23 protein-coding genes are annotated in these 23,384 nt (G+C 52.2%); 14 read left to right on the top strand and 9 right to left on the bottom strand.

What is annotated here, in order from left to right; translation table 11 throughout:
* Positions 1-64: 64 nt before the first annotated feature.
* Positions 65-676: a hypothetical protein gene (locus tag TREPR_RS16395; protein ID WP_041611267.1), complete on the bottom strand. Its 612-nt coding sequence runs from the start codon at positions 674-676 to the stop codon at positions 65-67.
* A gap of 153 nt (positions 677-829) precedes the next feature.
* Between TREPR_RS16395 and TREPR_RS16390 the strand changes: the two genes are divergently transcribed.
* Complete coding sequence (locus tag TREPR_RS16390; RefSeq protein ID WP_041611266.1) at positions 830-2,224, top strand: SH3 domain-containing protein; 1,395 nt, start codon at positions 830-832, stop codon at positions 2,222-2,224.
* 6 nt (positions 2,225-2,230) lie between these two features.
* Positions 2,231-4,339 carry a ribosomal protection-like ABC-F family protein gene (gene abc-f / locus TREPR_RS16385; protein WP_015709467.1) on the top strand — a complete coding sequence of 703 codons (2,109 nt, stop codon included), beginning with the start codon at positions 2,231-2,233 and terminating at the stop codon, positions 4,337-4,339.
* A 107-nt stretch (positions 4,340-4,446) separates the two neighbouring features.
* On the opposite strand, the gene TREPR_RS16380 is transcribed toward abc-f, so the two are convergent.
* Positions 4,447-4,779, bottom strand: a complete 333-nt coding sequence (locus TREPR_RS16380; RefSeq protein WP_015709466.1) for a helix-turn-helix domain-containing protein — start codon at positions 4,777-4,779, stop codon at positions 4,447-4,449.
* A gap of 290 nt (positions 4,780-5,069) precedes the next feature.
* On the opposite strand from TREPR_RS16380, the gene TREPR_RS16375 reads away from it, so the two are divergent.
* Positions 5,070-5,837: a GDSL-type esterase/lipase family protein gene (locus tag TREPR_RS16375; RefSeq protein WP_015709465.1), complete on the top strand. Its 768-nt coding sequence runs from the start codon at positions 5,070-5,072 to the stop codon at positions 5,835-5,837.
* 269 nt (positions 5,838-6,106) lie between these two features.
* On the opposite strand, the gene TREPR_RS16370 is transcribed toward TREPR_RS16375, so the two are convergent.
* A complete protein-coding gene (locus tag TREPR_RS16370) occupies positions 6,107-7,168 on the bottom strand; it encodes an InlB B-repeat-containing protein (protein WP_015709464.1) in 1,062 nt (353 codons plus the stop codon).
* Positions 7,169-7,375: 207 nt separating this feature from the next.
* On the opposite strand from TREPR_RS16370, the gene galE reads away from it, so the two are divergent.
* Both galE and TREPR_RS16360 read left to right on the top strand, forming a co-directional pair.
* Positions 7,376-8,347, top strand: coding sequence for a UDP-glucose 4-epimerase GalE (gene galE / locus TREPR_RS16365; protein ID WP_015709463.1), 972 nt, complete (start codon positions 7,376-7,378; stop codon positions 8,345-8,347).
* 36 nt (positions 8,348-8,383) lie between these two features.
* Positions 8,384-9,643: a M20 family metallo-hydrolase gene (locus TREPR_RS16360; RefSeq protein ID WP_015709462.1), complete on the top strand. Its 1,260-nt coding sequence runs from the start codon at positions 8,384-8,386 to the stop codon at positions 9,641-9,643.
* A 137-nt stretch (positions 9,644-9,780) separates the two neighbouring features.
* Here TREPR_RS16360 and TREPR_RS16355 read toward each other — a convergent pair whose 3' ends face one another.
* A complete protein-coding gene (locus tag TREPR_RS16355; RefSeq protein ID WP_015709461.1) occupies positions 9,781-10,389 on the bottom strand; it encodes a sugar O-acetyltransferase in 609 nt (202 codons plus the stop codon).
* Between the two features lies 1 nt (position 10,390).
* The gene (locus tag TREPR_RS16350) at positions 10,391-10,876 is read right to left on the bottom strand and encodes a hypothetical protein (protein WP_041611264.1); all 486 of its coding nucleotides are present in this window, start codon (positions 10,874-10,876) and stop codon (positions 10,391-10,393) included.
* A 110-nt stretch (positions 10,877-10,986) separates the two neighbouring features.
* Here TREPR_RS16350 and TREPR_RS16345 point away from each other — a divergent pair, with 110 nt between their 5' ends.
* The 6 genes from TREPR_RS16345 to TREPR_RS16320 all read left to right on the top strand — a co-directional run bounded on the left by TREPR_RS16345 (position 10,987) and on the right by TREPR_RS16320 (position 17,398).
* A complete protein-coding gene (locus TREPR_RS16345; protein ID WP_015709459.1) occupies positions 10,987-11,940 on the top strand; it encodes an AraC family transcriptional regulator in 954 nt (317 codons plus the stop codon).
* A gap of 157 nt (positions 11,941-12,097) precedes the next feature.
* Complete coding sequence (locus TREPR_RS16340) at positions 12,098-13,159, top strand: KamA family radical SAM protein (protein ID WP_015709458.1); 1,062 nt, start codon at positions 12,098-12,100, stop codon at positions 13,157-13,159.
* Between the two features lie 206 nt (positions 13,160-13,365).
* Entirely contained in the window at positions 13,366-14,544 is a 1,179-nt protein-coding gene (locus tag TREPR_RS16335) for an ABC transporter ATP-binding protein (RefSeq protein WP_015709457.1), read from the top strand.
* A 47-nt stretch (positions 14,545-14,591) separates the two neighbouring features.
* The gene (locus TREPR_RS16330) at positions 14,592-15,425 is read left to right on the top strand and encodes an ABC transporter permease (RefSeq protein WP_015709456.1); all 834 of its coding nucleotides are present in this window, start codon (positions 14,592-14,594) and stop codon (positions 15,423-15,425) included.
* Positions 15,422-16,288, top strand: a complete 867-nt coding sequence (locus TREPR_RS16325; RefSeq protein ID WP_015709455.1) for an ABC transporter permease — start codon at positions 15,422-15,424, stop codon at positions 16,286-16,288. The genes TREPR_RS16330 and TREPR_RS16325 overlap by 4 nt, the downstream gene beginning before the upstream one ends.
* Positions 16,289-16,357: 69 nt before the next feature.
* The gene (locus tag TREPR_RS16320; protein WP_015709454.1) at positions 16,358-17,398 is read left to right on the top strand and encodes an extracellular solute-binding protein; all 1,041 of its coding nucleotides are present in this window, start codon (positions 16,358-16,360) and stop codon (positions 17,396-17,398) included.
* 33 nt (positions 17,399-17,431) lie between these two features.
* On the opposite strand, the gene TREPR_RS18010 is transcribed toward TREPR_RS16320, so the two are convergent.
* From TREPR_RS18010 to TREPR_RS16305, 3 genes are read right to left on the bottom strand one after another with little or no spacing between them, the layout of a single operon-like run.
* Positions 17,432-18,277: a glucosaminidase domain-containing protein gene (locus TREPR_RS18010; protein ID WP_015709453.1), complete on the bottom strand. Its 846-nt coding sequence runs from the start codon at positions 18,275-18,277 to the stop codon at positions 17,432-17,434.
* Between the two features lie 31 nt (positions 18,278-18,308).
* Positions 18,309-19,055 (bottom strand): tRNA 2-thiocytidine biosynthesis TtcA family protein, encoded by a 747-nt coding sequence (locus tag TREPR_RS16310; protein WP_015709452.1) that lies wholly within the window; start codon positions 19,053-19,055, stop codon positions 18,309-18,311.
* On the bottom strand, positions 19,048-19,905 hold the full coding sequence (locus TREPR_RS16305) for a tRNA threonylcarbamoyladenosine dehydratase (protein WP_015709451.1): 858 nt from the start codon (positions 19,903-19,905) through the stop codon (positions 19,048-19,050). Before TREPR_RS16305 ends, TREPR_RS16310 begins: the two co-directional genes overlap by 8 nt.
* Between TREPR_RS16305 and TREPR_RS16300 the strand changes: the two genes are divergently transcribed.
* The gene (locus tag TREPR_RS16300) at positions 19,882-20,589 is read left to right on the top strand and encodes a DUF3786 domain-containing protein (RefSeq protein ID WP_015709450.1); all 708 of its coding nucleotides are present in this window, start codon (positions 19,882-19,884) and stop codon (positions 20,587-20,589) included. The two genes, TREPR_RS16305 and TREPR_RS16300, sit on opposite strands and share 24 nt — an antisense overlap.
* Here the strand turns inward: TREPR_RS16300 and TREPR_RS16295 are convergent.
* A complete protein-coding gene (locus tag TREPR_RS16295; RefSeq protein ID WP_015709449.1) occupies positions 20,586-21,311 on the bottom strand; it encodes a queuosine precursor transporter in 726 nt (241 codons plus the stop codon). The genes TREPR_RS16300 and TREPR_RS16295 overlap by 4 nt on opposite strands.
* A 94-nt stretch (positions 21,312-21,405) precedes the next feature.
* Between TREPR_RS16295 and TREPR_RS16290 the strand changes: the two genes are divergently transcribed.
* Positions 21,406-21,633, top strand: coding sequence for a hypothetical protein (locus tag TREPR_RS16290; RefSeq protein WP_148257356.1), 228 nt, complete (start codon positions 21,406-21,408; stop codon positions 21,631-21,633).
* A gap of 173 nt (positions 21,634-21,806) precedes the next feature.
* Positions 21,807-23,378 carry a hypothetical protein gene (locus TREPR_RS16285; RefSeq protein WP_041611262.1) on the top strand — a complete coding sequence of 524 codons (1,572 nt, stop codon included), beginning with the start codon at positions 21,807-21,809 and terminating at the stop codon, positions 23,376-23,378.
* Positions 23,379-23,384: the final 6 nt, after the last annotated feature.

Raw genomic sequence — 23,384 nt, 5'->3', positions numbered from 1 at the left:
CTGCCGGGTCTTTGACCCGGCTTCGAATAAAATAGTATAAAAACGGTTTTTTAACAATAAGCACTTAAAAATTAGTAAGATAACAGATACCCAGGAGCAATACTGCCCAAAGCCCCTCGTTACAGGGATCATTGACCCCCTTGGCCACCCCGTTCCCCTGTTTTCCGTCGTAAGCCGACTTGAGGCAGCCAATCTGCCCCCCATACCACCAAAAAAGCCCCATTTGAAGATCGATCCTGAAAGCATACTCAGCAAAATCATCCTTGTGGCTCTGGGCGCCGAAAAGCAAATGGGTTAACTCCTCCAGAACGCCGCCGAATTCCTTCAGCGCCTTCCGGTAATCCCCCCCCTCGATTTCCGCGATAAACCCGGGGATACGGTCCTGGAGCTTTTCTTTCCGGGCCTCGTCGCTCTTTTCCACCCAGGTTTTCTGAATCAGTAGATCCAGATTGTTTTGAAAATGCCCCAGAAAGTGGGCCATCTCCGCCCCGGAACGCTGGGTATAAAGCAGCCGCTTATAATCCGCCCCAATCCCCAAAATCTCCGCAAAAGCCTCCGCCGACTTCAGAGATGGCCCCTGTCCTGGCTTGGGAAACCCCGGTGGGAACAGATCCTCGGCGATTTTCCTGTATTCCTGAGGGATGGCTTCGTTGGCATGGGGCGAACAGTTGTACATATATGGTATAAGATGCTGATAAATGCGAAGAGTGTCAAGGGAAATGCCGATATATAGTTGAGTGAAATTGTCGTACTCTTTGTGAGGGCGTGGAGGGTGCGTAGATCGAAGCCCCCCTTCACAATTCCCCCATGCTCCGGTAAAGTAAACTTTATGCGGTCTCTTGGTTTAGCCCGGTTGTCCGGCTTTTTCTTGTGTATACTCCTGGGCGTTTTGCTAAGCTCCTGTTCCCGGCTCTTGGGCTGGGGGGTGCTGCTTTGGTCTACCGAGGATCCCCCGATCCCTTCGGGAACCGTGCTGCCCGTGTACATCCGTTCCAATATAGACCATGTGTGGGTGGTGGGGATTCCCGAAGCCTACCGGATAACTAAGGGTACCAACAAATTTGAAATCCCTGTCTGGCAGCTGGAACTGGCAGGGGGGAAAAAGGCGGCGGAAAAACGGGCGGCGGAATTTGCCGAATATGCCCGGCTATATGCGGAAACCGCCCAGGACGGGCTGCCTATCCGGGATGATCCGGATAACAGCGCGCGGCGGGTCTACCGTTTGCGGATGGGGGAGATTATCAAAGTCCTGGCCAGGGTCGAGGGGAATCCCGCCATCAGCACCACCGGGGACCCCCTTCCGGGGGATTGGTACCGGGTACTGACCGAAGATGGTTCCACCGGGTACTGCTTTTCCTATCGGCTTAAACTCTTTGAACATACCGGCGGCGCCCTCCGGGTTGTCCCTGCGGCGGCGGTGGAGGATATGGAAGACCCGGATCTGGATATGGTCCTGTCCAATACATGGTATCCCGACTGGTATGGGGCCATGGTGTCTTCCCGAAGGGTGGATCTGGAGGACCTTCAAATGCACTGGCGTTTTTTGCCGAACCCGGATACGGGGGTTGCCCAAATCTACCTGCCAAACATGGACCTGAGTTTTTCCTATACGGGGATCGAACGGACCAGAAACCGGGCCTGGCGTTTTGAGGGCGCCCCCCTCCAGATGAATTTGCAGTCCGACACGGTCCTGACCGTCCAGTACACGGAAAACGGCGGCGCCCTGAAAGCCCTGGTCTTTGTAACCCTGCCTATGGACCTGGGGGACCTGATCGCCCAGGAAACGGAACGGCGGGAAACCCTCTTGGAAAACCTCTATGCCCTGGGGCCGGTTTTCCAGAGCACCAATTATGGCACCCTTTCTTTCTTGCGGAACGGCGCCTTTACCTGGACCGGCAACAACATCCTTATCCCCCAGGTAATTCCCGCTTCAGCCCTGGGCAGCGGAACCGTGAACATGGGCCTCTTCCTGGATACGGAACTGGAAGAACGGTATACCGGGGCCTTTACCCTGCACTTTGACGGCATAAGCAGTTCCGGTATTCGGATCAACTTTATGTACAGCTCGGATGAGCAGGGGCTCAGGATAGAATATGTGCCCCCTGAGAACCTGAACGGCATCACGGTCCTGCGCCGGGCAGCCTCCCCCCGGGTTATCTACTTCTTCAAGGCCGATCGGCAAGGTATCACCCCGGCCCAGCCTGTAAGCCCCTTGGAGTTTTGAGCAGCCATGGCATTTGTACAATTTACCCGGGTTTCCCTTGCCTTCGGGGACCGGGACATTCTGAAAGAAGTGGGCCTCAATCTGGCAGCCGGTTCCCGGGCCGCCCTGGCGGGGATCAACGGCTCCGGCAAATCCACCCTGATGAAGGTTATCGCCGGGAAACTCGCCCCCGATTCCGGGGAGCGGGCGGTCCAAAAGGGTTGCCGGGTCTCCTACCTACCCCAGTCGGGGATAGTCCACCGGGGCTCCACCCTGCGGGAAGAGGCGGAGACTGCCTATAGCGGGATCATCGCCCTGCTGGAAGAGATAGAAGCCATAGGCCGGACCCTGGAAACAGCAAAGGCCGATGACAGCCGCACCGTTGCCCTGCTGGAGGAGCACCACCGGCTCCAGGAAGCGGTGGAAAATTCCGGCTACTACAGCCGGGACCAGAGCATTGCTATGGTCCTATCGGGGCTCGGTTTTTCCCCCGAGGACCTGGACCGGCAGACCGAAGAATTTTCCGGGGGCTGGCAGATGCGTATCGCCCTGGCCAAGGTGCTCTTGGAAAAGGCGGACATACTCCTCCTGGACGAACCCACCAACTACCTGGACATTGAAGCCCGGTCCTGGCTTGAACTGTGGCTGAAAAATTTTACCGGGGGCTACCTCCTGGTCTCCCACGACCGCTACTTCCTGGATGTCACGGTCAACGAGGTGTACGAACTTTTCCAGGGCCGGCTCAAACGTTATGTAGGCAACTACAGTGCCTACGAACAAGTCCGCCAGACCGAACTGGACAGCCTGCTTAAACGCTACGCCGCCCAGCAGGAGGAGATCGCCAAGGCGGAGGATCTGATACGTCGCTTCCGTTACAAGGCCACCAAAGCAGCCATGGTCCAGGAGCGGATCAAGAAGCTCGAAAAAATGGAGCGTATCGAAATCCCCGAGTCCCTGAAAAAGATCAGCATCGCCTTTCCCCGGCCTCCCCATTCGGGCCGTATAGCCATGACCCTGGAGGGTATAGGCAAGTCCTACGGTGACCGGCCCATTCTGTCCGGCCTGGGCCTGACCCTGGAATCCGGGGAAAAACTCGTGGTGGTGGGCCGCAACGGCGCGGGGAAAACAACATTACTGCGCATCCTTGCCGGCTCTGATTCAAAATTCAGCGGCTCAGTCCAATACGGGGCAGGCATACAGCCGGGCTACTTCTCCCAGGATGCCGCAGAAACCATGACCGGCTCCCAACAAGTTGTGGAGTACCTGGAACGGGAGGCCCCCACGGAACTGATCCCCCGGGTGCGGGACATGCTGGGTGCCTTCCTGTTCAGGGGCGACGATGTGTACAAGCCCATCTCAGTCCTTTCCGGGGGCGAAAAGAGCCGCCTTGCCCTGCTCAGGATGCTCCTCAAACCCATGAACCTGCTCATTCTGGACGAGCCCACCAATCACCTGGACCTGCAATCCAAGGACATACTCCTGGATACCCTGAAAAAATACTCAGGCACCATCATCTTCGTGTCCCACGACCGGGCCTTTATGGAAGCTCTGTCCACCAAAACCCTGGAACTGTCCGCCCGGGGCGCCGAACAGCCCGCAGCAGCCCGGCTTTTCTACGGGGACTACGGCTACTACCTGGACCGCATTGAGCGGGAGGCGGTCGGGGGCTTTGCCGGCGACAGTGCCGGCGGTTCTGTAGGAAGCAGTAATACTGTTGGGATCACTGTCGATAGATCTATAGACAACAGTAATACTGCTGTTTCAACAGAGCCATTGCCCCTTGGGGAACTTGAAGTGGAGTCTGCCCATGAAAGCCTTCCCAAAACCATGCTGATCAAAGCCGGGTCCGCCGCCCTGCCCCTTGGAGCGGCTGCCCACCGGGAGATGAGCAAACTGCGGCAGGCCCTTACCCGGCGGCTGGAACGGGAGGAAGGGGAAATCCTCAAACACCTTGGGGAGCTGGAAGCGGAGAAGTCTGCCCTGGAAGCGGAGTTGGGCCGGCCCGATGTTTACAGCAACGGGGAGAAGGCTAGGGCGGTAAAAGCCCGGCTGGACGGGGTAACGGCAGAACTCGAGGGGAAGGGCCGGGAATGGGAAGCCAAGGCGGCGGAGCTGGAAAAGGCTTCGGCGGGGTAGCAGGGAAGATTAAATCGAGAATTTTACCAAAAACAGACAAAATTCCGCGAAATTTTTGATAAATTTGCCACTATTCTCGATTTGACTTTTCCAGAGTAGCCCGGAAGCTAAAATTGCCCGTACTTTTCTATAATTTCATCAATGTCTCTGATGAATTTCTGTCGAATTTGGGCCAATTCATGGATAACTGCATTTTTTTCTCCGGGTAATAACTTGTGTAATTCCAACGGAAACTCCAGAAAAAGCTGATAAGGTAATATTTCCAGCCTGTCTGATATTCGTTGCATAAGCTCCGGAGAAGGAAAATTCTTGCCATTTTCCACGGCATTAAGGTAGTTGGGGGATACATCTATCAATTCAGAAAATTTTAGCTGGCTTAAGCCCCGCAATTTACGGAAATAGCGAAGGTTTTTGATAAACATCTCCTGGAAATGGGTCATTTATCTATAAAACAGGCAATCTCATATTCTGAAAACACTCTATTACAGTTGTTTTAACTGTAATAGAGTTGACGCAATGCGAAAATACCGGATAAAATACATGTATTGAAATTGTTATACATGTATTAGCGGTAGGTTCTGTGAAAAGGTCCCATAACGGGAAACAGGGCAAAAAAGGCGGAGAACCAAAGCATACTTAAGATTTCCAATGAAACTTCCACTAAGGAGCGGCCTGTTTATGCGCCAATTTTCTGGAAATAACAGGATCGAAATGTTTTAGGAGCACCGTTGTGAGAAAAAAACTATCCTGGTTAACACTTTCGCTGGTTTTAATTAATATAGTCACATTAATTTTTTTATCAATTATCTCACTCCACTATAAAGTACCGCAGAAGGTATTAGTAAAATTAAGAGCAATTAATAGTGAGCCTACAAAAATAGAGTATAAGCCTGAACCTTTTCAGCTTCCAGCCTTTGTATTTCAAAATGTAAGCCGTGAAAATTTTTCCGTATACAACAAACGCAAATACGCGATAGTAATGTTAGGTGATTCAATTACTGCCAGAGTTGCCTGGAATGAATTATTAGGGTTGCCTGGTATATCAAACCGGGCCATTGAGGGAGATTATACACTTGGTGTATTACATAGACTAGAGGACATATATGAATTAAATCCGAAACTCTGCTTTTTAATGATAGGAACAAATGATATTCCATTAATAAATAACAATTATTATACTGTAGAAACAATTGTGAATAACATCAAAGAAATAATAAAAGAACTTCAAAATCATAATATAGATGTATGTATAGAATCTATTCTATATACTGCTTTTAATTCTTCGTACTGGAAAGATTTCAATGGGTATGTTAAAACTATCAATTATTTATTGGAAGAGTATTGTGAAAAAAATAATATATTATATTTAGATGTAAATGAACTACTGTCAAAAGATGACAGGCTAGAATGGAAGTACACATCTGACGGGGTTCATTTGTTTGGAGATGCATATAAGAAATGGGGGGGAATGATTTTAGAAGTTTTAAAGAACAAATAATTTGACTAATATCAAAAATTTCATTCGCCGCTGATTCGGCACAAAGTACCTGAACCGGTACAGCGCGCTTTTTTCACGGGTGTATCGGGGGAATGCTTTTATTGTGGACGAGCTGTATAAAACGATGTTTTACAATGGTTTCAAGACAATCGCCACCACACAAACCGAAGGCTTACCCAGTCTTTAGGGTGGGCGGTGGTAATCAACCCTCGGCAAAGGCGGCATGTATCTGATACACCGGGCGCAAGCCCATAGCGCCAGGCATGCCCTTATGGCTGCTTGGTATACGTTCCGTTAAGTTGGGCATGCCCATCTGTCAATACAAGAGTAGTATCATTTGTGAAACTATACGCAAATTCTGAATCAGGAGCAGTAATCTTTAGCTTATGGTTAGTACCATTGACTACAAAGGTTCCAGTAGATTCATTTGGGCCACCTTCGTTAATGATATAAGAAGCCCCTGTGAATTTAACTGTAGCATTTCCTGGGCCTGTGTCATTCCATGTTCCTTGAAGTTTGACAGGGTCAGCGCCCTCCTGAATATAATCTGGCGGTGAAAACACAATCGTTGTGGATACTGAAGTAAAGGGGATTTTTTGTATGGATATAAACGCACTCTCTTTATGATAAGTTTCGTCAGGAGTTCTAATAAGGATCACAACATAATATGAACCAGAACCAGTCCAGGGACTCTGCTGAGGCTCAACCTCTGTGAATAATGTTACCACCGCCCCCGTTGACCCATCGGAAATAGTAGGTCCAGCGGGATCATAATAGCCAGCGACGATAGTATCGTTTGAATAATTTAGTGCAGTGGAAATCAATACCTGAAACCTTTTGCTGTTAAAAACGGAAAGTCCGGTAACTATAACTTGCTTCGGATTTGTAGCTGGCACCCATTTTGCATACAAAGTTTTGGATTCTGTAATTGTGGTTGTTGCTGTATATTCAGTTCCCCCACCATTCGCAGCCGTAAACCATCCAGCAAAAGTATAACCTGACCTTGTAGGTGTAGGTACTGTTCCTAGTGCATCGCCAGAAATTACTTGTCTTGATGGAGTAGCCATTCCGCCAGTAGCATCAAAAGTTATGGTAAAATAATTTGGTACAGTTGGCTTAGGGTCTTCAGGGCCGGGACAAGCCATTAAGGAAAGTCCTGCTAAAATTATCAAAACCCATGAAATTTTCTTCAAATCAAGGACGAGGGTAGAACGGAAAGGGCGGACGGAAACAGTAGGTTTGTTATATTCTCGGACGAGAGGCCCGCGCAAACCCATCGGGGGGGTGAGCGATACTTTATTACCCATTAACTTGTCAAGAACGGTTTTCATAGGGCATCTCCTTTTTGTTCTTTAGCCTCATACGGGGGCCGATGGGCGCTGAGTACCATTATCGTAAGTATAGCAGATTGCCCCTTGCCTGTGAACCATAGGGCGAATAAGTACGGAAAACCCGCAGCGTATTCCCCCCATTGAAAACCACCTCAAAACCAGTATAGTCTAAACAGAGAAAAAAATTGCACCAATAAGGAGTCTTATTTGAAAATCCTAATTATCGGCGGGGCCGGGTATATCGGCAGCCATGTTGCCAGGGAATTCCTGGATCAGGGCCATGGGGTCACGATTTATGACAACCTTTCCAGTGGAAAACGGGAGAACCTCTTCTCGGAAGCGGAATTTATCCACGGGGACATCCAGGATTATACCGGCCTCTCTCGGGCGGCCAAGGGGGGCTTTGACGCCCTGGTTCATCTGGCAGCCTATAAGGCTGTGGGGGAATCCATGGTAAAGCCCGAAAAGTATTCGGTGAACAATATCAATGGTACGGTCAATATCCTGAACGCCGCCGTGGAGGGGGGCATAAAAAATATCGTCTTTTCTTCCAGTGCAGCGGTTTTCGGCCAGCCCCAGTATTTGCCGGTTGACGAAAAGCACCCTGCCAACCCGGAAAGCTACTACGGCTTTACCAAGCTGGAAATTGAGCGCTTCCTGGGCTGGTATGATCAGCTCAAGGGGATACGCTTTGCGGCGCTCCGGTACTTCAATGCCGCAGGATACGATCCCAGGGGCCGCATACCCGGCCTCGAGAGTAACCCCGCAAACCTCATCCCGATAATCATGGAAGCCGCCTGCGGTATCAGGGGAGAGGTGCAGATCTACGGCAACGACTACGATACCCCTGACGGTACCGGGGTCAGGGATTATGTCCATGTGAGCGATCTTGCGGCGGCCCACGTGGCGGCCCTGAATTATACCAGCAAAAACGACAAGAGCCTCATCGTAAACCTGGGGAGCGAGACCGGCCTTTCGGTGCTGGAAATTGTGGAAGCCGCCCGGCGCATTACCGGCAAACCCATCCCCGCTAAAATCGTAGGCCGCCGTGCCGGGGATCCGGCTAAGCTCACCGCCTCCGCAAAGCTGGCCCACGAACTGCTGAACTGGACCGCGAAGTATTCGGACCTGGACACGTTGATAAAAACCAGCTGGGATGCGTATAATCGGAAAAAATAGTATTTGTAACAATAATTTTATTGTAAGGTGTAAAGTATGAAGGAACAAGTTTTTAATTTTATTGATAAAAGTTTCCCCTTAGTGGTGGAGCTTGAAACGGAACTGACCAAACGGCCTGCGATTTCCCCGGACTCAGGCGGGGAAGGGGAACTGGACAAGTGCCTCTATCTGGAAGGATGGCTCCGGGCCCAGGGTATCACCCAGCTGGAACGCCACGATGCCCCGGACAAGCGGGCCAAAGGCGGGGTGCGGCCTAACCTGATCGCTACCATTCCCGGAAAGGCGGACACTAAGCGGCTGTGGATCATGAGCCACATCGACGTAGTGCCACCGGGCGAACAATCCTTGTGGAAGAGCGACCCCTGGACAGTGATTCAGGCCGACGGCGGCGACGGCCGGGGCTTGCGGCTTATCGGGCGGGGTGTGGAGGATAACCAGCAGGGGCTTACCGCATCGGTAGTAGCGGCCCTGGCCCTGGTCAAGCAGGGCATAGTCCCCGCCCACACAGTAAAGCTGCTCTTCGCTGCCGATGAAGAGAATGGCAGCGCCTACGGCATAGACTGGCTCATCAAAAATCAGGGTACGGCTATTCCGGAATTATTCCGCAAAGACGACATGATCCTCATTCCCGATGGCGGGGACCCCAAGGGGGAAACCATCGAGATTGCGGAGAAGAACCTCATCTGGGCCCGGTTCAGCACCATTGGCGCCCAGGCTCACGGTTCCCGGCCTGACCAGGGCATAAACGCCCACCTTGCCGGGGCGGAACTGGCGGTGCGGCTCCACGAGGAGCTTACCCGGAAATTTCCCGACCACGACCCTCTCTTTGAACCGGATTACTCCACCTTCCAGCCCACCAAAAAAGAGGCCAACGTCCCCAACATCAATACTATTCCCGGCGATGACGTGTTCTGCATGGATATGCGGGTCCTCCCCCGGTATCCCGCCAAAACAGTGCTGGCGGAAATCGACCGTATCAAGGCGGAAATAGAAGCCAAGCACGGGGTCAAAATCAGCTATACCCTTCCCCAGTGCCAGGAGTCAAAACCCACCTCCCCTGATGCGCCTTTAGTAAAACTGCTCTCAAAGATTGTCAAGGAAGTGTATCAGGTAGAAACCCGGCCTATCGGCATAGGGGGCGGCACCGTGGGGGCCTTCCTCCGCAACGCCGGCAGTGATTCGGTGGTGTGGAGCCGTATGGACGACACCGCCCACCAGCCTAACGAGTATACCCTGGTGAATAACATCCTGGGGGACGCGAAGGTGATGGCGCTGCTCATGACAGAGGAACGATAGGGGTTTAGCTCACTTAGGATATGTATCAACCGTTTTCTGAGCATATTCTTTCCTCCTTGCTCTTTATGGATATCAGGATATCCTTAGTAATTGGTAATATCTACCAATATATTCTGTAAACAGGAGGCTGTTCCCCCTTACTCCCATACATCCAGTTCTTTATCCTTAAAAAAGAACTTCCTGTCTCTTTCGCCAATCTCACGAAGAACCCTGCAAGGAGTACCTACTGCAACTACATTTGCAGGAATATCATTTTTAACTACGCTTCCGGCGCCTATTACTGAATTATCGCTGATTGTTACGCCCGGCAGTATCTGAACGCTTGAACCGATCCAAACGTTTTTACCGATATGTACCGGGAAGTTGTATACATAATTGTGTTCACGCAATATGGGCAGTATAGGATGACCCGAAGTGGCAATAACTACATTCGGCGCAATCATACAGTGATCTCCTACATAAATGTCCGCATCATCCACAAGGGATAAATTAAAATTAACATAGATACCACTTCCAAAATGTACGTGATGACAGCCCCAGTTTGAATTCAACGGTGTTTCTATATGGCAGCCATCACCGATTTCAGCAAACATTTCTTTTAAAAGCCCCTGCTTCTTATCATGTTCCAAGGGCCTGGTGTTATTGTAATCGTACAATTTCTCCATATATTGGAGCTGCGGCCCCATTACCTCGGGGTCATCATAACGGTAATACAATCCATGCTCTTTCCGCTCTTTATTGGTCATACTATTCTCCTTTGCTTATAGCCTTAATACCGACGAGAAAGCTTGCGATATTTTCCCGGTCAGAAAGAGTGTTTACCGTATTTTTTTCGTCCATCTGTTTGCGGACATTTTTCGGTAAACCCGTAAATAATTCCAAGATTTCTTCTACCTGTTGTATCTGTTCCATATTTCCTGAATAAATTGCACGTTTTAAGATGTCCTGAACCTTATTCATGGCATCCCCATCAGCTCGCTGGATATCGGATTTGAACGGGTTGAAAGCGAAACCGGGGCTAAATAAATCTCCTATCAAGTGCATCATTTTTATATCCAGACGCATCAATTTCATGTCCAGATCCTCTGGCATAGAAATAGCCCTGTCTTGATTAAAGGCGATATCGCCGGCCATCCGCCCTGATATATTGGCCGGGGATCCATCTTTTTCACAAGTTGAAAAACAGACTGCCAATAAAGCGGGCAAAACAAGCAAAACCCTTTTCTTAGGCATATTCTTTCCTCACTTGCCATTTCTTGAATATCAGGATATTCTTGAAAATCGGTGATGTATACCAATATTTTCTATATTTTTATAACTATTGTATTTTTATGAGGTAAGTTATGGAAAAATTACGCGTGCGGGAAGATATGTCGGAAGAGGTTCAGTACACCTCGTCAAACCTGCCCATATATGCATTTAACCAGAGGCTCTCCCAATTTATTGGATATGCCGCAGATTGTCATTGGCATCGGGATCTTGAATTTATTATCATACTTGAAGGGGAAATGACCTATCATGTGAATGACAAACTTTTCCCCCTTGTTGCAGGGGACGTAATTTTTGTCAATGCCAACCAACTGCATTTCGGCAGCTCCGGTAAACACGGCGCTGTGGAGTGTGTGTTTATCAGCCTTTTACTGCATCCTTCCCTGCTCTGTGCTGATCCGTATATTGAAAAGCGTTTTGTTAATCCCCTCCTCTATGATACCCGTTACGAGACCTTGTTTTTTCCGGCTAATACCAATTCTTCAATTCACGATCCCAATTCGGAAAAAAATTGGTACCGTGAAGCCTCCGTCAGAATTGGTGCACTAGCGCGGCTCTGTTTGCAATCAAGCGATGATTCAGTTCTGGAAATACAGAGCCGATTCTACGCGCTTTGGTCGCTGCTCTTTGCTAACACGATTGCTGCTTCGTTATCCATGGAAGACAAAAACGTTCCGGGAGACATCCCGCTCAAACGGATGATTTCATTCATTAACGAACATTACAGCGAAAAGGTAGGGCTTGATGATATTGCCGCAGCAGGGCGGGTATGCAGAAGCAAATGCTGTCTGCTTTTCAAGCAGACACTCCACCAGACTGTTTTTGAATACCTGTTAAACTTGAGAGTTCGCCGAAGCCTTAACCTGCTCTCCAATGAAAACGTAAGTATCACCGAAGTGGCCCTAATATCCGGTTTTTCCAAAACAAGTTATTATGGAGAAATATTCAAGCGGGTAATCGGTATAAGTCCCGGCAAATACCGCCGGAAGCTGCGTGCCAGGGATATGGATTCCCTTCCAAGATTTTAAGAGAAAAATGCTTGGTACATTACCCGACAAGAAACAACGAGAACTGTTCCAGCCGTTGCTGGCTGACCTGATAGACTGGAAGTAGTGTATCTCCTCCACCAGCTCCAATTAAGTATACTTTTCAATTTCCGCCCGGACAGGTATACTATCGCCCTATATGCCCTTTCCTCTGATCACCACTGTTGACCGCCTCCCCCCCGCACTGGCCGCATCCGCCGGCCCGGCAGAACGCGCCTACGCTGGGGAACTCCGCAGTCGCTTTTCTCTGCCCTTTGCCGTAACCCCCCACTTCGCCTCCCTGGCCGGCCCGGACCCGGATGACCCCATACGCCGCCAGTTTTTCCCGGATCCCCGGGAAGCGATCCCCGATTCCTTTGCCCTGGATGATCCCCTGGGCGCCGCCTTGTGGCAAGCTTCGCCCCGGCTGGTCCACCAGTACCGGGACCGGGCGCTGCTCCTGGCAGGGGGAGCTTGCGCGGGATACTGCCGCTACTGCTTCCGCCGGGTCTGGGTGGGCGGGGGGCAGGCCTTTATAGGCGGGGCTGAACTGGAGGCGGCCCTGGGCTATCTGCGGGAACACCCTGAAATACGGGAAATCCTGGTGTCCGGTGGGGATCCGCTCACTGCGGGGGACGCTGCCCTGGGAGAGCTGTTCCGGAGGCTTCGGGAAGCCCGGCCCGGCATACTCCTCCGGGTTTGTACCAGGGTCCCCATTACTGAACCAACACGGCTGAGCCCCGGCCTTATCGGCCTGTTCCGGCAGTGGCGGCCATTGCGGCTGGCGGTCCACATCAACCACCCCCGGGAATTGGCGGTGCCGGCGCGGGAGGCTCTGGCGGCTTGTGTGGATGCGGGGATACCTGTCCATGTCCAGACTGTGCTCCTGCGGGGGATCAACGACAGTGTGGAAACCCTGGAGGAGCTTTTCCGGGAATGCCTCTGCCTGGGGCTTTCCCCCTATTACCTGTTCCAGCTGGACTTGGCCCCGGGGACTGCCCATTTCCGGGTGCCTTTGGAGCAGGGGCTTTCTATCTACGAGGCGCTTCAGGCCCGTATCGGCGGGCCGGGGCTGCCGGCCTATGCTGTGGACTTGCCCGGGGGTGGGGGGAAGATACGGCTGCGCCGGGAAGCAATAGCCGGGGAGGAAGAACGGGAGGGCCGCCGAGTCCTGCTCCTGGAAGGGCCGGGGGGGAAGCGCTGGGTCTATCCCGCTGAATAAGGGTATGGGGTGGAACAGATATCCGGGTGAGATCCCCGACACCATACCCCGCTTTTAAAAAACAATAAAAAAACTCGCTAGCTGATTGACAACAATCTTTAAAATCCGCATTGTACTTTTTAGAACAAATAAGAAAAATACCGGGTTACCGGGGCGGTAGACGACTTTGTCGTAGCTGTATTTGAAGGGAGGTTGAAGGAGCACGGTTGAAAGGGAGTGATGTGGTTATCGAAGGTGTTTCCAAGCTCTTCGGTGATTTTACGGCATTAAATAGTGTCAGTTTGGAAATTAAAAAAGGGGAGTTTTTCTCCCTCCTGGGGCCTTCGGGGTGTGGAAAAACCACACTCCTGCGTATTATTGCGGGGTTTGAAAGCCCTGACTCCGGGGATGTTACCTTTGATGGCGCCGATGTGCTGCCCCTGCCTCCTAACCAGCGGCAGGCCAATACGGTTTTTCAGAACTACGCCCTTTTTCCCCACCTTTCGGTGTTCGAAAACGTGGCTTTTCCCCTTCGCATCAAACGGGCCGGGAAATCCGAGATAGACCAAAAGGTCAACGAATACCTCAAGCTGGTCCAGTTGGAGAGCCATGCGGAAAAAAAGCCCAACCAGCTTTCCGGGGGACAAAAACAGCGGGTGGCTATTGCCCGGGCGCTGATCAACGAGCCCCAGGTGTTGCTCCTGGACGAGCCCCTTTCGGCCCTGGACGCCAAGCTGCGGCAGCATATGCTCATCGAGCTGGATCAGATCCACGACAAGATCGGTATTACCTTCATATATGTTACCCATGACCAGCAGGAAGCCCTTTCGGTATCGGACCGCATTGCGGTCATGAACCAGGGGGATGTACTCCAGGTAGGTACCCCCCACGATATTTATGAAAGCCCCGCCACGGACTTTGTGGCCCGGTTCATCGGGGAGACCAACCTCTTTGACGGGGTGATAAAGAGCGCTGAGCTGCTCCAAAAGGCCGAAACCGAATACATGGTGGAACTGGATATCCCGGAGCTGGGCCTCATCAAGGTTACCACTGTGGATCATGTGGTTCCGGGCCAGAAGGTCAGCTTTACCATTCGCCCGGAAAAGATACTTATTTCTAAGGAAAAGCCCACCACCACCCGGGGGGACATCAACCTCTTCCACGGCTTTGTTGAGGAGCCCATCTATTCGGGGTTCCAGACCAAATTCTACGTTAAACTGGATCAGGACAGGCCCGATGGGACCAGCGATTCCAATAACGTTCTTATCAGGGTGATCAAGCAGCACGCCAAATATTCCGACGAAGGGCCCGATATAATCTGGAAAGATTTGGTGTACCTTTCCTGGGGCGCCAACGACGGCTACATTGTAGAAGTCAAGAAAGCCGCCGGGGTCGCAGAATCGTGAGTACCTATTCCTCCAGGCGTAACTACGGACCCTTCTATTCGGCACCCATGACGGTCTGGTTCACCATTTTTTTTCTGGCGCCTCTTTTAATCATCGTGCTCTACAGTTTTTTGCGAAAGGGGCTGTACGGCGGCGTGTCCATGGGGGAATTTACCCTGGAAGCTTACCGGGCCCTGGGAAACCCCAGCTTTATAATTATCACCATTCGCACCTTTGTTACCGCAGTGATTGCTACTTTTATTACCATTCTTATCGCCCTGCCCTGCGGCTACTTTATGGCCAGGAGCCGGAACCAGACATTTTTACTGCTCCTGATCATCATTCCCTTCTGGACCAACTTCCTTATCAGGGTTTTTGCCTGGATGAACATCCTGGGGAACAACGGGTTTCTGAATGAAATGCTCATACGGATAGGGCTCATTGACGATTATATCCACTTTCTCTACAACCAGAGCACGGTAGTATTGGTGTTGGTCTATATGTACCTGCCCTATGCTATACTGCCCCTTTTTTCCACCATCGATAAATTCGATTTTTCCCTGCTGGAAGCCGCCCGTGACCTGGGGGCCACCAAGGCCCAGTCCATGATCCGGGTACTGCTCCCCAGCATACGCAGCGGCCTGTATACGGCGGTGCTCTTTACCTTTATTCCCATTTTCGGGGCCTATGCGGTCCCCCTCCTAGTGGGGGGCAAGGATTCCTACATGCTGGGCAACGTTATTGCGGATCAGCTTACCAAGGCCCGGAACTGGCCCCTGGCTTCGGCGATCTCCATGGTGCTCACGGTGATCACCACCGCAGGGGTCCTGATCATGATAAATCTCCAGAGGAAAGATGCCAGCAGAACTTCTGAGCAGAAGAGCAAGGGAGCTGAAAATTGAAGCTCAACATTAAAGGTATCATCACCAACCTCAAACCCGGGTTCGCCCGGGGAGAAGCGGCCCGTCATGCTCGGCGGGCATACCAGCGTAAGCCCTTTTCCTTTTCCCAGACCGTTTTTATCGCCGCCTTGATTTTTCTCTTTCTTCCCCTGCTGGTACTGATTTTATACTCCTTTAACGCCTCCAAGGGCATGCGGTGGACCGGGTTTTCCCTGGTCTGGTATGAGCAGCTTTTTCTCCATTCCCGGGATCTCTGGCGGGCGTTTTGGAACAGTATTCTTATCGCCGTTAGTTCCGCAGGGACTGCCACGGTTTTCGGAACTCTGGGCGCCGTGGGGGTCAACTGGTATCGGTTCAAGCTGCGGAATTATGTGCAGACTATTTCCTTCCTTCCCATGATACTCCCTGAGATCATAATCGGCGTTTCCCTGTCCCTTTTCTTTGCGGGAATCAAAATGAAGCTGGGACTGCTCACCATCTTTATTGCCCACACTACCTTTAACCTGCCTTTCGTGTTTCTCATGGTAATGGCCCGGCTGGACGAGTTCGACTTTTCCATCATCGAGGCAGCCCACGACCTGGGGGCAAACGAAAGGCAAACCTTCTTAAAAGTAACGGTGCCCATCTGTATGCCCGGCATAGTCTCCGGGTTTTTAACCGCCGTAACGATTTCCCTTGAAGACTTTGTGATCACCTACTTTGTAGCCGGCCCCGGGTCGACCACTCTGCCGCTGTATATCTACTCGGCAATCCGCTTCGGGGTATCCCCGGTTATTAACGCACTATCGGTGGTGATGATCCTGGGGACCGTGGCTCTCACCTATCTGCTCAGGAATTTCCTGAAATACATCGCAGCAAAATAAAGAATTCCCTGGGGATTCTTATTATACATGGAGGATGCTGAAAACTAATTTTCAGCATGAGGAGAAAAGATGAAGAAAATACCTGTATTGGCCGCGGCGCTGGGAGTAGCGCTACTGTCACTGTTTATGCTCAGCGGCTGCGCTAAAAAAACGCAGCTTTATGTCTACAACTGGATATATTACACTCCCGACTCGGTGCTGCGGAAATTTGAGAAAGAGTATGACTGCAAAATTGTGTACGACACCTTTGCATCCAACGAGGAGCTCTACGCAAAGCTTCTGTCCGGCGGCACAGGGTACGATCTGGTTTTCCCCTCCGGGGACTATGTTTCCATCATGATCAAGCAGGGAATGCTTGATCGGATCGACAAAACAAAATTATCCAACTTGGGCAATATTGATCCCATAGTGCTCCAGAAAGCGGCCTACGATCCGAACATGGAGTACAGTGTGCCCTACTATTTTGGCGCGGCGGGAATTGCGGTAAATACTGCACGGATACCTGCCTTTGAAAAGAGCTGGTCTATTTTTGGTCGTAAGGATCTGCAAGGGAAAATGACCATGCTGGACGATATGCGGGAAGTGCTCGGTGACGCCCTGGTCCATCTGGGCTATTCGGTGAATTCCGTAAACCCCGCTGAAATTGCCGCCGCCCGGGATCTGGTGAATAATTACTGGAAGCCAAACCTGATCAAGTTTGACGCTGAAGCCTTTGGCAAAGGATTCGCGGACGAAGACTTCTGGGTTGTCCAGGGTTACGCCGAAGTGGTATATGAAGAAATCTCGGAGGCACAAAGGGCGCATACCGCATTCTTTATTCCTCCTGAAGGCGGTCCCGCCTATATCGACAGTATGTGCCTGCTCAAGGGCGCCAAGAATGCGGACCTGGCCTATAAATTCATCGACTTCATCCACCGGCCGGATATCTATGCGGAATTTACCGATTACTTCGGCTTTCCCGCTACGGCCAATGTTCCTGCCCGGCAGTTGAAAAAGATTACCCCCCTCTATCAGGCGGAGGAACTTGTCAATACCGAGCTTAAGGACGATGTGGGAGCGGACCTGAAACTTTACGACGATGCCTGGCTTTCAATCCGGGTCGGAGAGTAATTAAAACCGGGGACCCCGTTTCTGGGGTCCTCTTTACGAATTCGGTTGTGCCGGATCCGCTGCGGCTGTAGTGGCAGTTGCTGCGGATCCGGCTTTCCTCGCGAGACCGGCAGCATTATTGTAGAGCCGTTGCAGAACACTGACGATCTTATCGGCGTAACTGCGGTCTGCGGCCCAGGTCCCGGCCAAGCCCTCAATGGTAGGCGCCGAGCCGTAGCGGACGTACTTATAACGAGGGTCCACCAGGTCCTGGGCCAGCGGTTCCTCGGTGGCATAGCCCTTAAGGTGCTGAATCTGGGCCCGTACGCCTAGCTGGGGAGTGGGGAAGCGTTCCCCGGGCTGTTCCGGGCCTATGGCGCCAAGGCCGCAGAAATTATTCATCTCCGGGGTTACTAAGCCGCCATAGCGGAGGAACCCTGTTTCCAGGCACATCTGGGAAAAGGCCACATCGTGATCGATACCCTCCAGGGCTGCTTCCGTAATGTAAAGCTCTGAAAGCTGATTAACAAATTCAGGGTCCGCTTCTGCATTTACTTTCAATAAAAAAGCCGCTAATTTTTCCGCTTCCAGTCTGCCCTTGCCCAAGAGGGGCCATTTCACCGAAGGGTTTTCCATTCGCTCCGGGGCTGCCCCGGAAGGGGTTACCCGTTCAGGAAGCGCCGCTGTTGCCCTGCCGGAGGAGGACGCCGTCCTTCCCGCCCCTGCGGACTCGGCGGGCGAATTTCCCTGAGGCGGCTGATTCGGCAGGAGGGTTGGTTTTTTCGGTTCCACCGGGGTTCGGGAGCGGGAGACGGGAATTGCCTGGGAAGTAGCGCAGGAAAAAAACAGGGATACCCCTGCAATAATTAGTAATATGAAGAATATCGAATTTTTCCGCATATAATTTTATCGGCGTTAAGCCCAAAATACTTCATTCTTTCTCAGCCGACAAGGCCTTTTCCCCGGTAGAAAGGGCCTTGAGCATACGCCGCTTCATTGCTCCGGAATTGCCGGTAAATTCGGCTATGCGCTTCCGCATATCCCGGCGTTTGGAGTTGATCCCGTAGGGGCAGGTACAGACCGCCTTGAGTATGTCCTTTTCCGCCGCGCAGGCTATGATCTGTTGTTCCTCCAAATACCCCAAAGGCCGGATAAGGCTTACCGGATACTTTCGATAAGAAAGGAGCATGGGCATAGTGGAAAGCTCCCCTTTGGCGGTCATGTTCATAAAGAAGGTTTCGATAATGTCATCCAGGTGATGGCCCAGGGCGATCTTGTTGAAATTGTTTTCCACCGCGTATTTCAAAAGCTCTGTCCGCCTCTGAGTGGAACACCAGTAGCAGTTCATCTTCTCCCCCTCCTTGAGCCGGCCAATGACCGGCACAAAAAGATCCGTAAAGGGGATGCCCCATCCGGCAAGCTGCTGGGAAAGAGCAGACTTTTTGCAGCACGCGCAGAAGTCGCTGGAAATGTGAATAGCCTCCAGCTCATAGTCCCGTTTCAGCGCCGGTTTGAGCGCCGAAAGCGCCCAGGCCATGACCGTAGAGTCCTTGCCCCCGGAGGCGGCGATGAGGATCCGGTCCCCCTCAGCGATAAGGTTCCGTTCCAGGATGGCCTTGGCGGTAAGCTTCTGCACCACCGTGTCCGCCCGGGCTGTACGGAGGAAGCGGTTAGCCATGAAGCGGTACCGCGGGAAGCTGCGCGGGGGACTCTCCGACTGAAGTCGGCGTTGCAAGTAGCGCCGGATTATACCGGGCATACACATCCTGAAGCACCAGGCTCCCCAGGATCATCCCCGCAGTTGCAGTGACCGTGACGGCGCTCCCGTTGATCACCTTTTTGGAGCTGCACCACTCGGTAGCCCCATCGGCGCCGTTTCGGGATGGACAGAGACATTGGGCTGAACCGCAGGCAACAGAGACGCCGGCGTTCAAAGGGAGCCGCTCAGCGCTGTAGACTACGGTGAAGTGGCCCTGGAAGGCCCGTTTCCGCAGGCCGGCGCGGACCAGTCGGGCCAGGGGGCAGCCCTGGGTTTCCCAGATATCCGCAGTTTTAAGCCGGGTAGGATCGAGTTTTTGGGCCATACCCATGGATGAAAAAAAGGGAACCCCGGCTTTTAGGGTATACTCAATGAGGTCCAGCTTATGGGTCAGGCTGTCGATGGCGTCAATAACATAGTCCGCCTGTTCAATGCCAAAATCCCCGGCGCTTTCCCGGGAAAAAACCTTCCCGAAGGCGGCGACATCGCAGCCGGGGTTGATCTCCAGGAGCCGCTTTTTAAGTACATCAACCTTGAACTGCCCCACGGCGGCAGTGGTAGCCTGGACCTGGCGGTTAATATTGGTAACGCAGACCGTATCGGAATCCACTATGGCGATATGCCCCACCCCGGAACGGACCAGGGCTTCGGCGCACCAGCTCCCCACACCGCCGATCCCAAAGACGATCACCCGGGTATGGGCCAGGGCGTCCATGGCTTCAGTGCCGGTGAGGAGGGTGAGCCGTTGAAAAATTGGGTTAACAGCCATGATTCCCTTAAATTGTACCCATTGCGGCTGTGGTGGACAAGGGGACCCGCTTATTATACCATTGATAAAATGGCAAACGGTTATGAAAAAACCTACGAAGTTATAGTTCCCCGTCTGAAGGATTGCGAGTTTTCCTACGCCGCACTCAGACTGGGCTTTGATCTGGTTGACCGGTACAACATGGCTATAGACTTTCTCGGCAGAAAATATGAAGTCGATCGGGAAGGGGTGCGGCCTTTGGACGGGAAGGCTGTGGACGTCAATATTTTGAGCGTCCTGGTGTACTACGCCATCTCAAAGGGCAATACGGAACCGCAGTACGACTTTGCTCTGCTCAATACCTTTACCGGCGGGCTCGTTTCCGGCGGCGCCAGAGGGCCCGATTGGATGGTTGCACCGATACTGAAAGCCTTTGGGAACGACTACGAACTGTTCCGCCGGGCTGCGAGAAATATGGGGATGATCTACGAAGGAAGCCGTAGCGCCGGTGAACACGCCTGGCAATACCGGCTGCTGCCTAAAATTCCGGTGCTGATCAAATACTTTGAGGCGGACGACGAATTCCCCTGTGACATCAAAATCTATTACGATAAAACCGTCCCGGAATTTCTGGACTTTGAGCCCCTGGCGGTGTTAAACGGCTGCCTGGTGGCGGCCATTGCCCACGGGGCGGATATCCTCTAGGGGTTTGCCTCTGCCCTCTTAAAGGGATTAAAACTTATCCCCACATCGTAGACATCCGCAGATTCGGCCTTCTTCAGTTTATGTACCGCCAGGTACGTCAGGGGGGTCATGATTACTTCGATGGAGCACTTTAGCAGGTAGTTGGTCAGCACCAGGGAGACAAACAATTCCCAGCCAAAGACCCCGGTAATGCTGGCGATAAGGACAAAGATCAGGCTGTCCAGAAATTCCCCCACCAGGGTGCTGCCTATGGTACGGACCCAGAGCAGCCTCCCTTTCATAAGCACCTTCATTCGGGAAAGAACCACCGAATTGGAGAATTCCCCCACCAAATAAGCGGTAAGACTCGCCAGGGCTATGCCCCCGGTACTCATGCCCCCCAGGATGGCGTCATAGGCGGCGGTTCCGGCATAAGCCTCCCATTCGCCGTCCGCCGGGAGGAGCCGGAGGAAGAAGAAGATCAGGGAAGACAGGGCCAGGGCGGCGAATCCGGCCCAGATGACCCGCCGGGAAGCGCGGAAGCCATAGACCTCGGTGAGGATGTCACCGAAAACGTAGGACAGGGGGAAAAGCAGGGTTCCGCCGTCAAAGGCCAGACGGTATCCCAGGACCGAAAATCCCAGGTCCACGATTTTAGCCGAGGACGCCACATTGCTGGTGATAAGTACCGCCACGAAAAAGGCCATGATTAGGTCGAGGTAACGGAAGGATCGGGTATTCATAGAAAACTCCTTGTTTTGATAAGGCGGGTAACAGGATGACCGCCGCAAAAATGCCTGGTACCTATCCTAGCATGCCATTCAATCCGTGGCAATTGTGGGGAAATACATTTCCATTGAAAAGGTGATTGAAGAAACAAAGGAACAATACTACGAATCCCTGGTGGAAAGTTCAGCCCAATGGCACGAAGGGGAGAACAACTACGCCCCCTTTGTGGGGTACTACCTTTCGGTACTGCTCCGGGTATACCGGGATTTTTCCTCCCGGGTTGGCTATGTCTTTAAGCACGGCATCTCCAAGCCCCAACGGGTCCGAGGAACATGAAACCGGAAAGTTTTGAAAGAGCCTCTATTTTAAAATAGTATACTACACAAGGCTTCGGGCCTTTCGGGCTATAGTTAAAGCACGAGGGCTGTATGAAAAAGCTATTGAGTGTAGTTGTAGGATTTCGATTGATTCGCAACAGAACAACATACTCCGTCGCTCTGCGGTGGAGTATGTTGATTCAAGGGGCTGCATTATGCGTTTTTGCTTTAAGTGTACTTTCCTGTGACCTGCCCCCGGAAGCAGATTATGGCAAGGGTACCCTGAGTCTGCAGATGCCGGGCAGGGCTTCCCCGGCGCCGGACAAGTCAGGCAGCTCTTCCCGCTCGCTTGTATCCAAGGATAATCTCAGCAGTCTTATGTACCGGATTACCCTTACAGGCGCTGAAAATACCATAGTCCTGGTGGCGGAAGAAAATCAAACCCTCATGCTCGCACTGGAACCGGGGAAATGGATCATTGAAGTTTTGGCCTATGATACGGCGAATGTATTGGCGGGCTCCGGGACCGTAGAAATAGTCGTTACGGCGGGGGAGGAACTTGCCGCTAAAATTCCTATGCAGATGGATCCGGATTACGAGGTGGCCTATGCGGCCTCCGGGAGTATCTATATCCACAATGAGGCGGAACTGCGGCGACTTGCGGAGCCCTGGGGGATTCCGTACATAACTGACAGCGCAGTAGAATTCATCCTGGAAAACGATATAGCCCTGACTCAGCCCTGGACGCCCATAGGCGCAGAGGACAGTATCTTTAAAGCCTCATTTGACGGTAGGGGGCACACTATTACTATTAATGGCTTTGTAAATACCCCGACCCAATACCTGGGCCTCTTTGGCCGTACCAACGGGGGGCATATTAAAAACCTGGCTCTGATCTGTAATCTGGGGCCCTCATCAATACCCATTATTTCCGACGACATCCAATATTTAGGCGGCCTTGTAGGGTCCGCAGATAGTACCATTATTGAGGGGATTACGGTTTTGGGGAATATCCATTTTTCCAATACCGGCCCGGGTTCAATATACCTGGGTGGCATTGCGGGGGAAAATATGGGCGCCATAAAACAAAGTTCCTTTACCGGGGTTATTAAGGGAACAATCACGGGCGCCAGCAATAGTGCTACTGTAGGCGGCGTGGCAGGAACATCCGGCACAGGAAGTATTACGCTCTGCTATGTCTCGGGAACCATGGAAGTCATCTCCGGCGGGTCTGCCATTGCGGGGGGAATCGCAGGATCCGGCAGCATCATAGATAGCTGCTATGCCTGGGTAAAGGTAAATGTCAAGGGGCCAGGCCAAGGAGGGTATGCAGGAGGCATCGCGGGATATGGTGACGAAATACGCTACTGTTACGCCCTGGGAGACGTTGTCGCCGAAGGGCTTAGTTCCGCTGCAGGGGGCATTGCAGGAACTTCTTCTAATGGGGTCGTCGAAGGGTGTGCGGCCTTTAATACCCGCGTTTCCTCCCTCAGCACCCCGGGCAGCACCCACGGAATTGTCGGAAGAGAAGATACACCGGGCCTTTATGTCAACAATTATACTGTTTCAGAACTACACCTTGAGTCGATGATCTTGAATGGCAATACCACGCGATCCCGCAGCGATTTTACCGGGGCGGCGAATGAAAGCGCCTACACGGCCTTGCTTAACTGGGGGATCGGCTTCGGCCTTGATTGGAAGTGGATACCCGGCTACGACTACCCGGCGCTGTCCTGGCAGACCCAGGCTGCTCCGGAGCCCTAAGGGAGG

It is taken from the genome of Treponema primitia ZAS-2 (genome assembly GCF_000214375.1).
GTDB classification, from domain to species: Bacteria; Spirochaetota; Spirochaetia; order Treponematales; family Breznakiellaceae; genus Termitinema; species Termitinema primitia.
Note: the sequence above shows the minus strand (reverse complement) of the source record. Positions and strands in the feature narration are given on the sequence as shown.

Bases quoted from the DNA above. Each gene is read 5' to 3' on its own strand.
- TREPR_RS16395 (WP_041611267.1), bottom strand. From the start codon at position 676: ATGTACAACTGTTCGCCCCATGCCAACGAAGCCATCCCTCAGGAATAC.
- TREPR_RS16390 (WP_041611266.1), top strand. From the start codon at position 830: ATGCGGTCTCTTGGTTTAGCCCGGTTGTCCGGCTTTTTCTTGTGTATA.
- abc-f (WP_015709467.1), top strand. From the start codon at position 2,231: ATGGCATTTGTACAATTTACCCGGGTTTCCCTTGCCTTCGGGGACCGG.
- TREPR_RS16380 (WP_015709466.1), bottom strand. From the start codon at position 4,779: ATGACCCATTTCCAGGAGATGTTTATCAAAAACCTTCGCTATTTCCGT.
- TREPR_RS16370 (WP_015709464.1), bottom strand. From the start codon at position 7,168: ATGAAAACCGTTCTTGACAAGTTAATGGGTAATAAAGTATCGCTCACC.
- TREPR_RS16360 (WP_015709462.1), top strand. From the start codon at position 8,384: ATGAAGGAACAAGTTTTTAATTTTATTGATAAAAGTTTCCCCTTAGTG.
- TREPR_RS16355 (WP_015709461.1), bottom strand. From the start codon at position 10,389: ATGACCAATAAAGAGCGGAAAGAGCATGGATTGTATTACCGTTATGAT.
- TREPR_RS16350 (WP_041611264.1), bottom strand. From the start codon at position 10,876: ATGCCTAAGAAAAGGGTTTTGCTTGTTTTGCCCGCTTTATTGGCAGTC.
- TREPR_RS16345 (WP_015709459.1), top strand. From the start codon at position 10,987: ATGGAAAAATTACGCGTGCGGGAAGATATGTCGGAAGAGGTTCAGTAC.
- TREPR_RS16340 (WP_015709458.1), top strand. From the start codon at position 12,098: ATGCCCTTTCCTCTGATCACCACTGTTGACCGCCTCCCCCCCGCACTG.
- TREPR_RS16330 (WP_015709456.1), top strand. From the start codon at position 14,592: ATGACGGTCTGGTTCACCATTTTTTTTCTGGCGCCTCTTTTAATCATC.
- TREPR_RS16320 (WP_015709454.1), top strand. From the start codon at position 16,358: ATGAAGAAAATACCTGTATTGGCCGCGGCGCTGGGAGTAGCGCTACTG.
- TREPR_RS18010 (WP_015709453.1), bottom strand. From the start codon at position 18,277: ATGCGGAAAAATTCGATATTCTTCATATTACTAATTATTGCAGGGGTA.
- TREPR_RS16310 (WP_015709452.1), bottom strand. From the start codon at position 19,055: ATGGCTAACCGCTTCCTCCGTACAGCCCGGGCGGACACGGTGGTGCAG.
- TREPR_RS16305 (WP_015709451.1), bottom strand. From the start codon at position 19,905: ATGGCTGTTAACCCAATTTTTCAACGGCTCACCCTCCTCACCGGCACT.
- TREPR_RS16295 (WP_015709449.1), bottom strand. From the start codon at position 21,311: ATGAATACCCGATCCTTCCGTTACCTCGACCTAATCATGGCCTTTTTC.
- TREPR_RS16285 (WP_041611262.1), top strand. From the start codon at position 21,807: ATGTTGATTCAAGGGGCTGCATTATGCGTTTTTGCTTTAAGTGTACTT.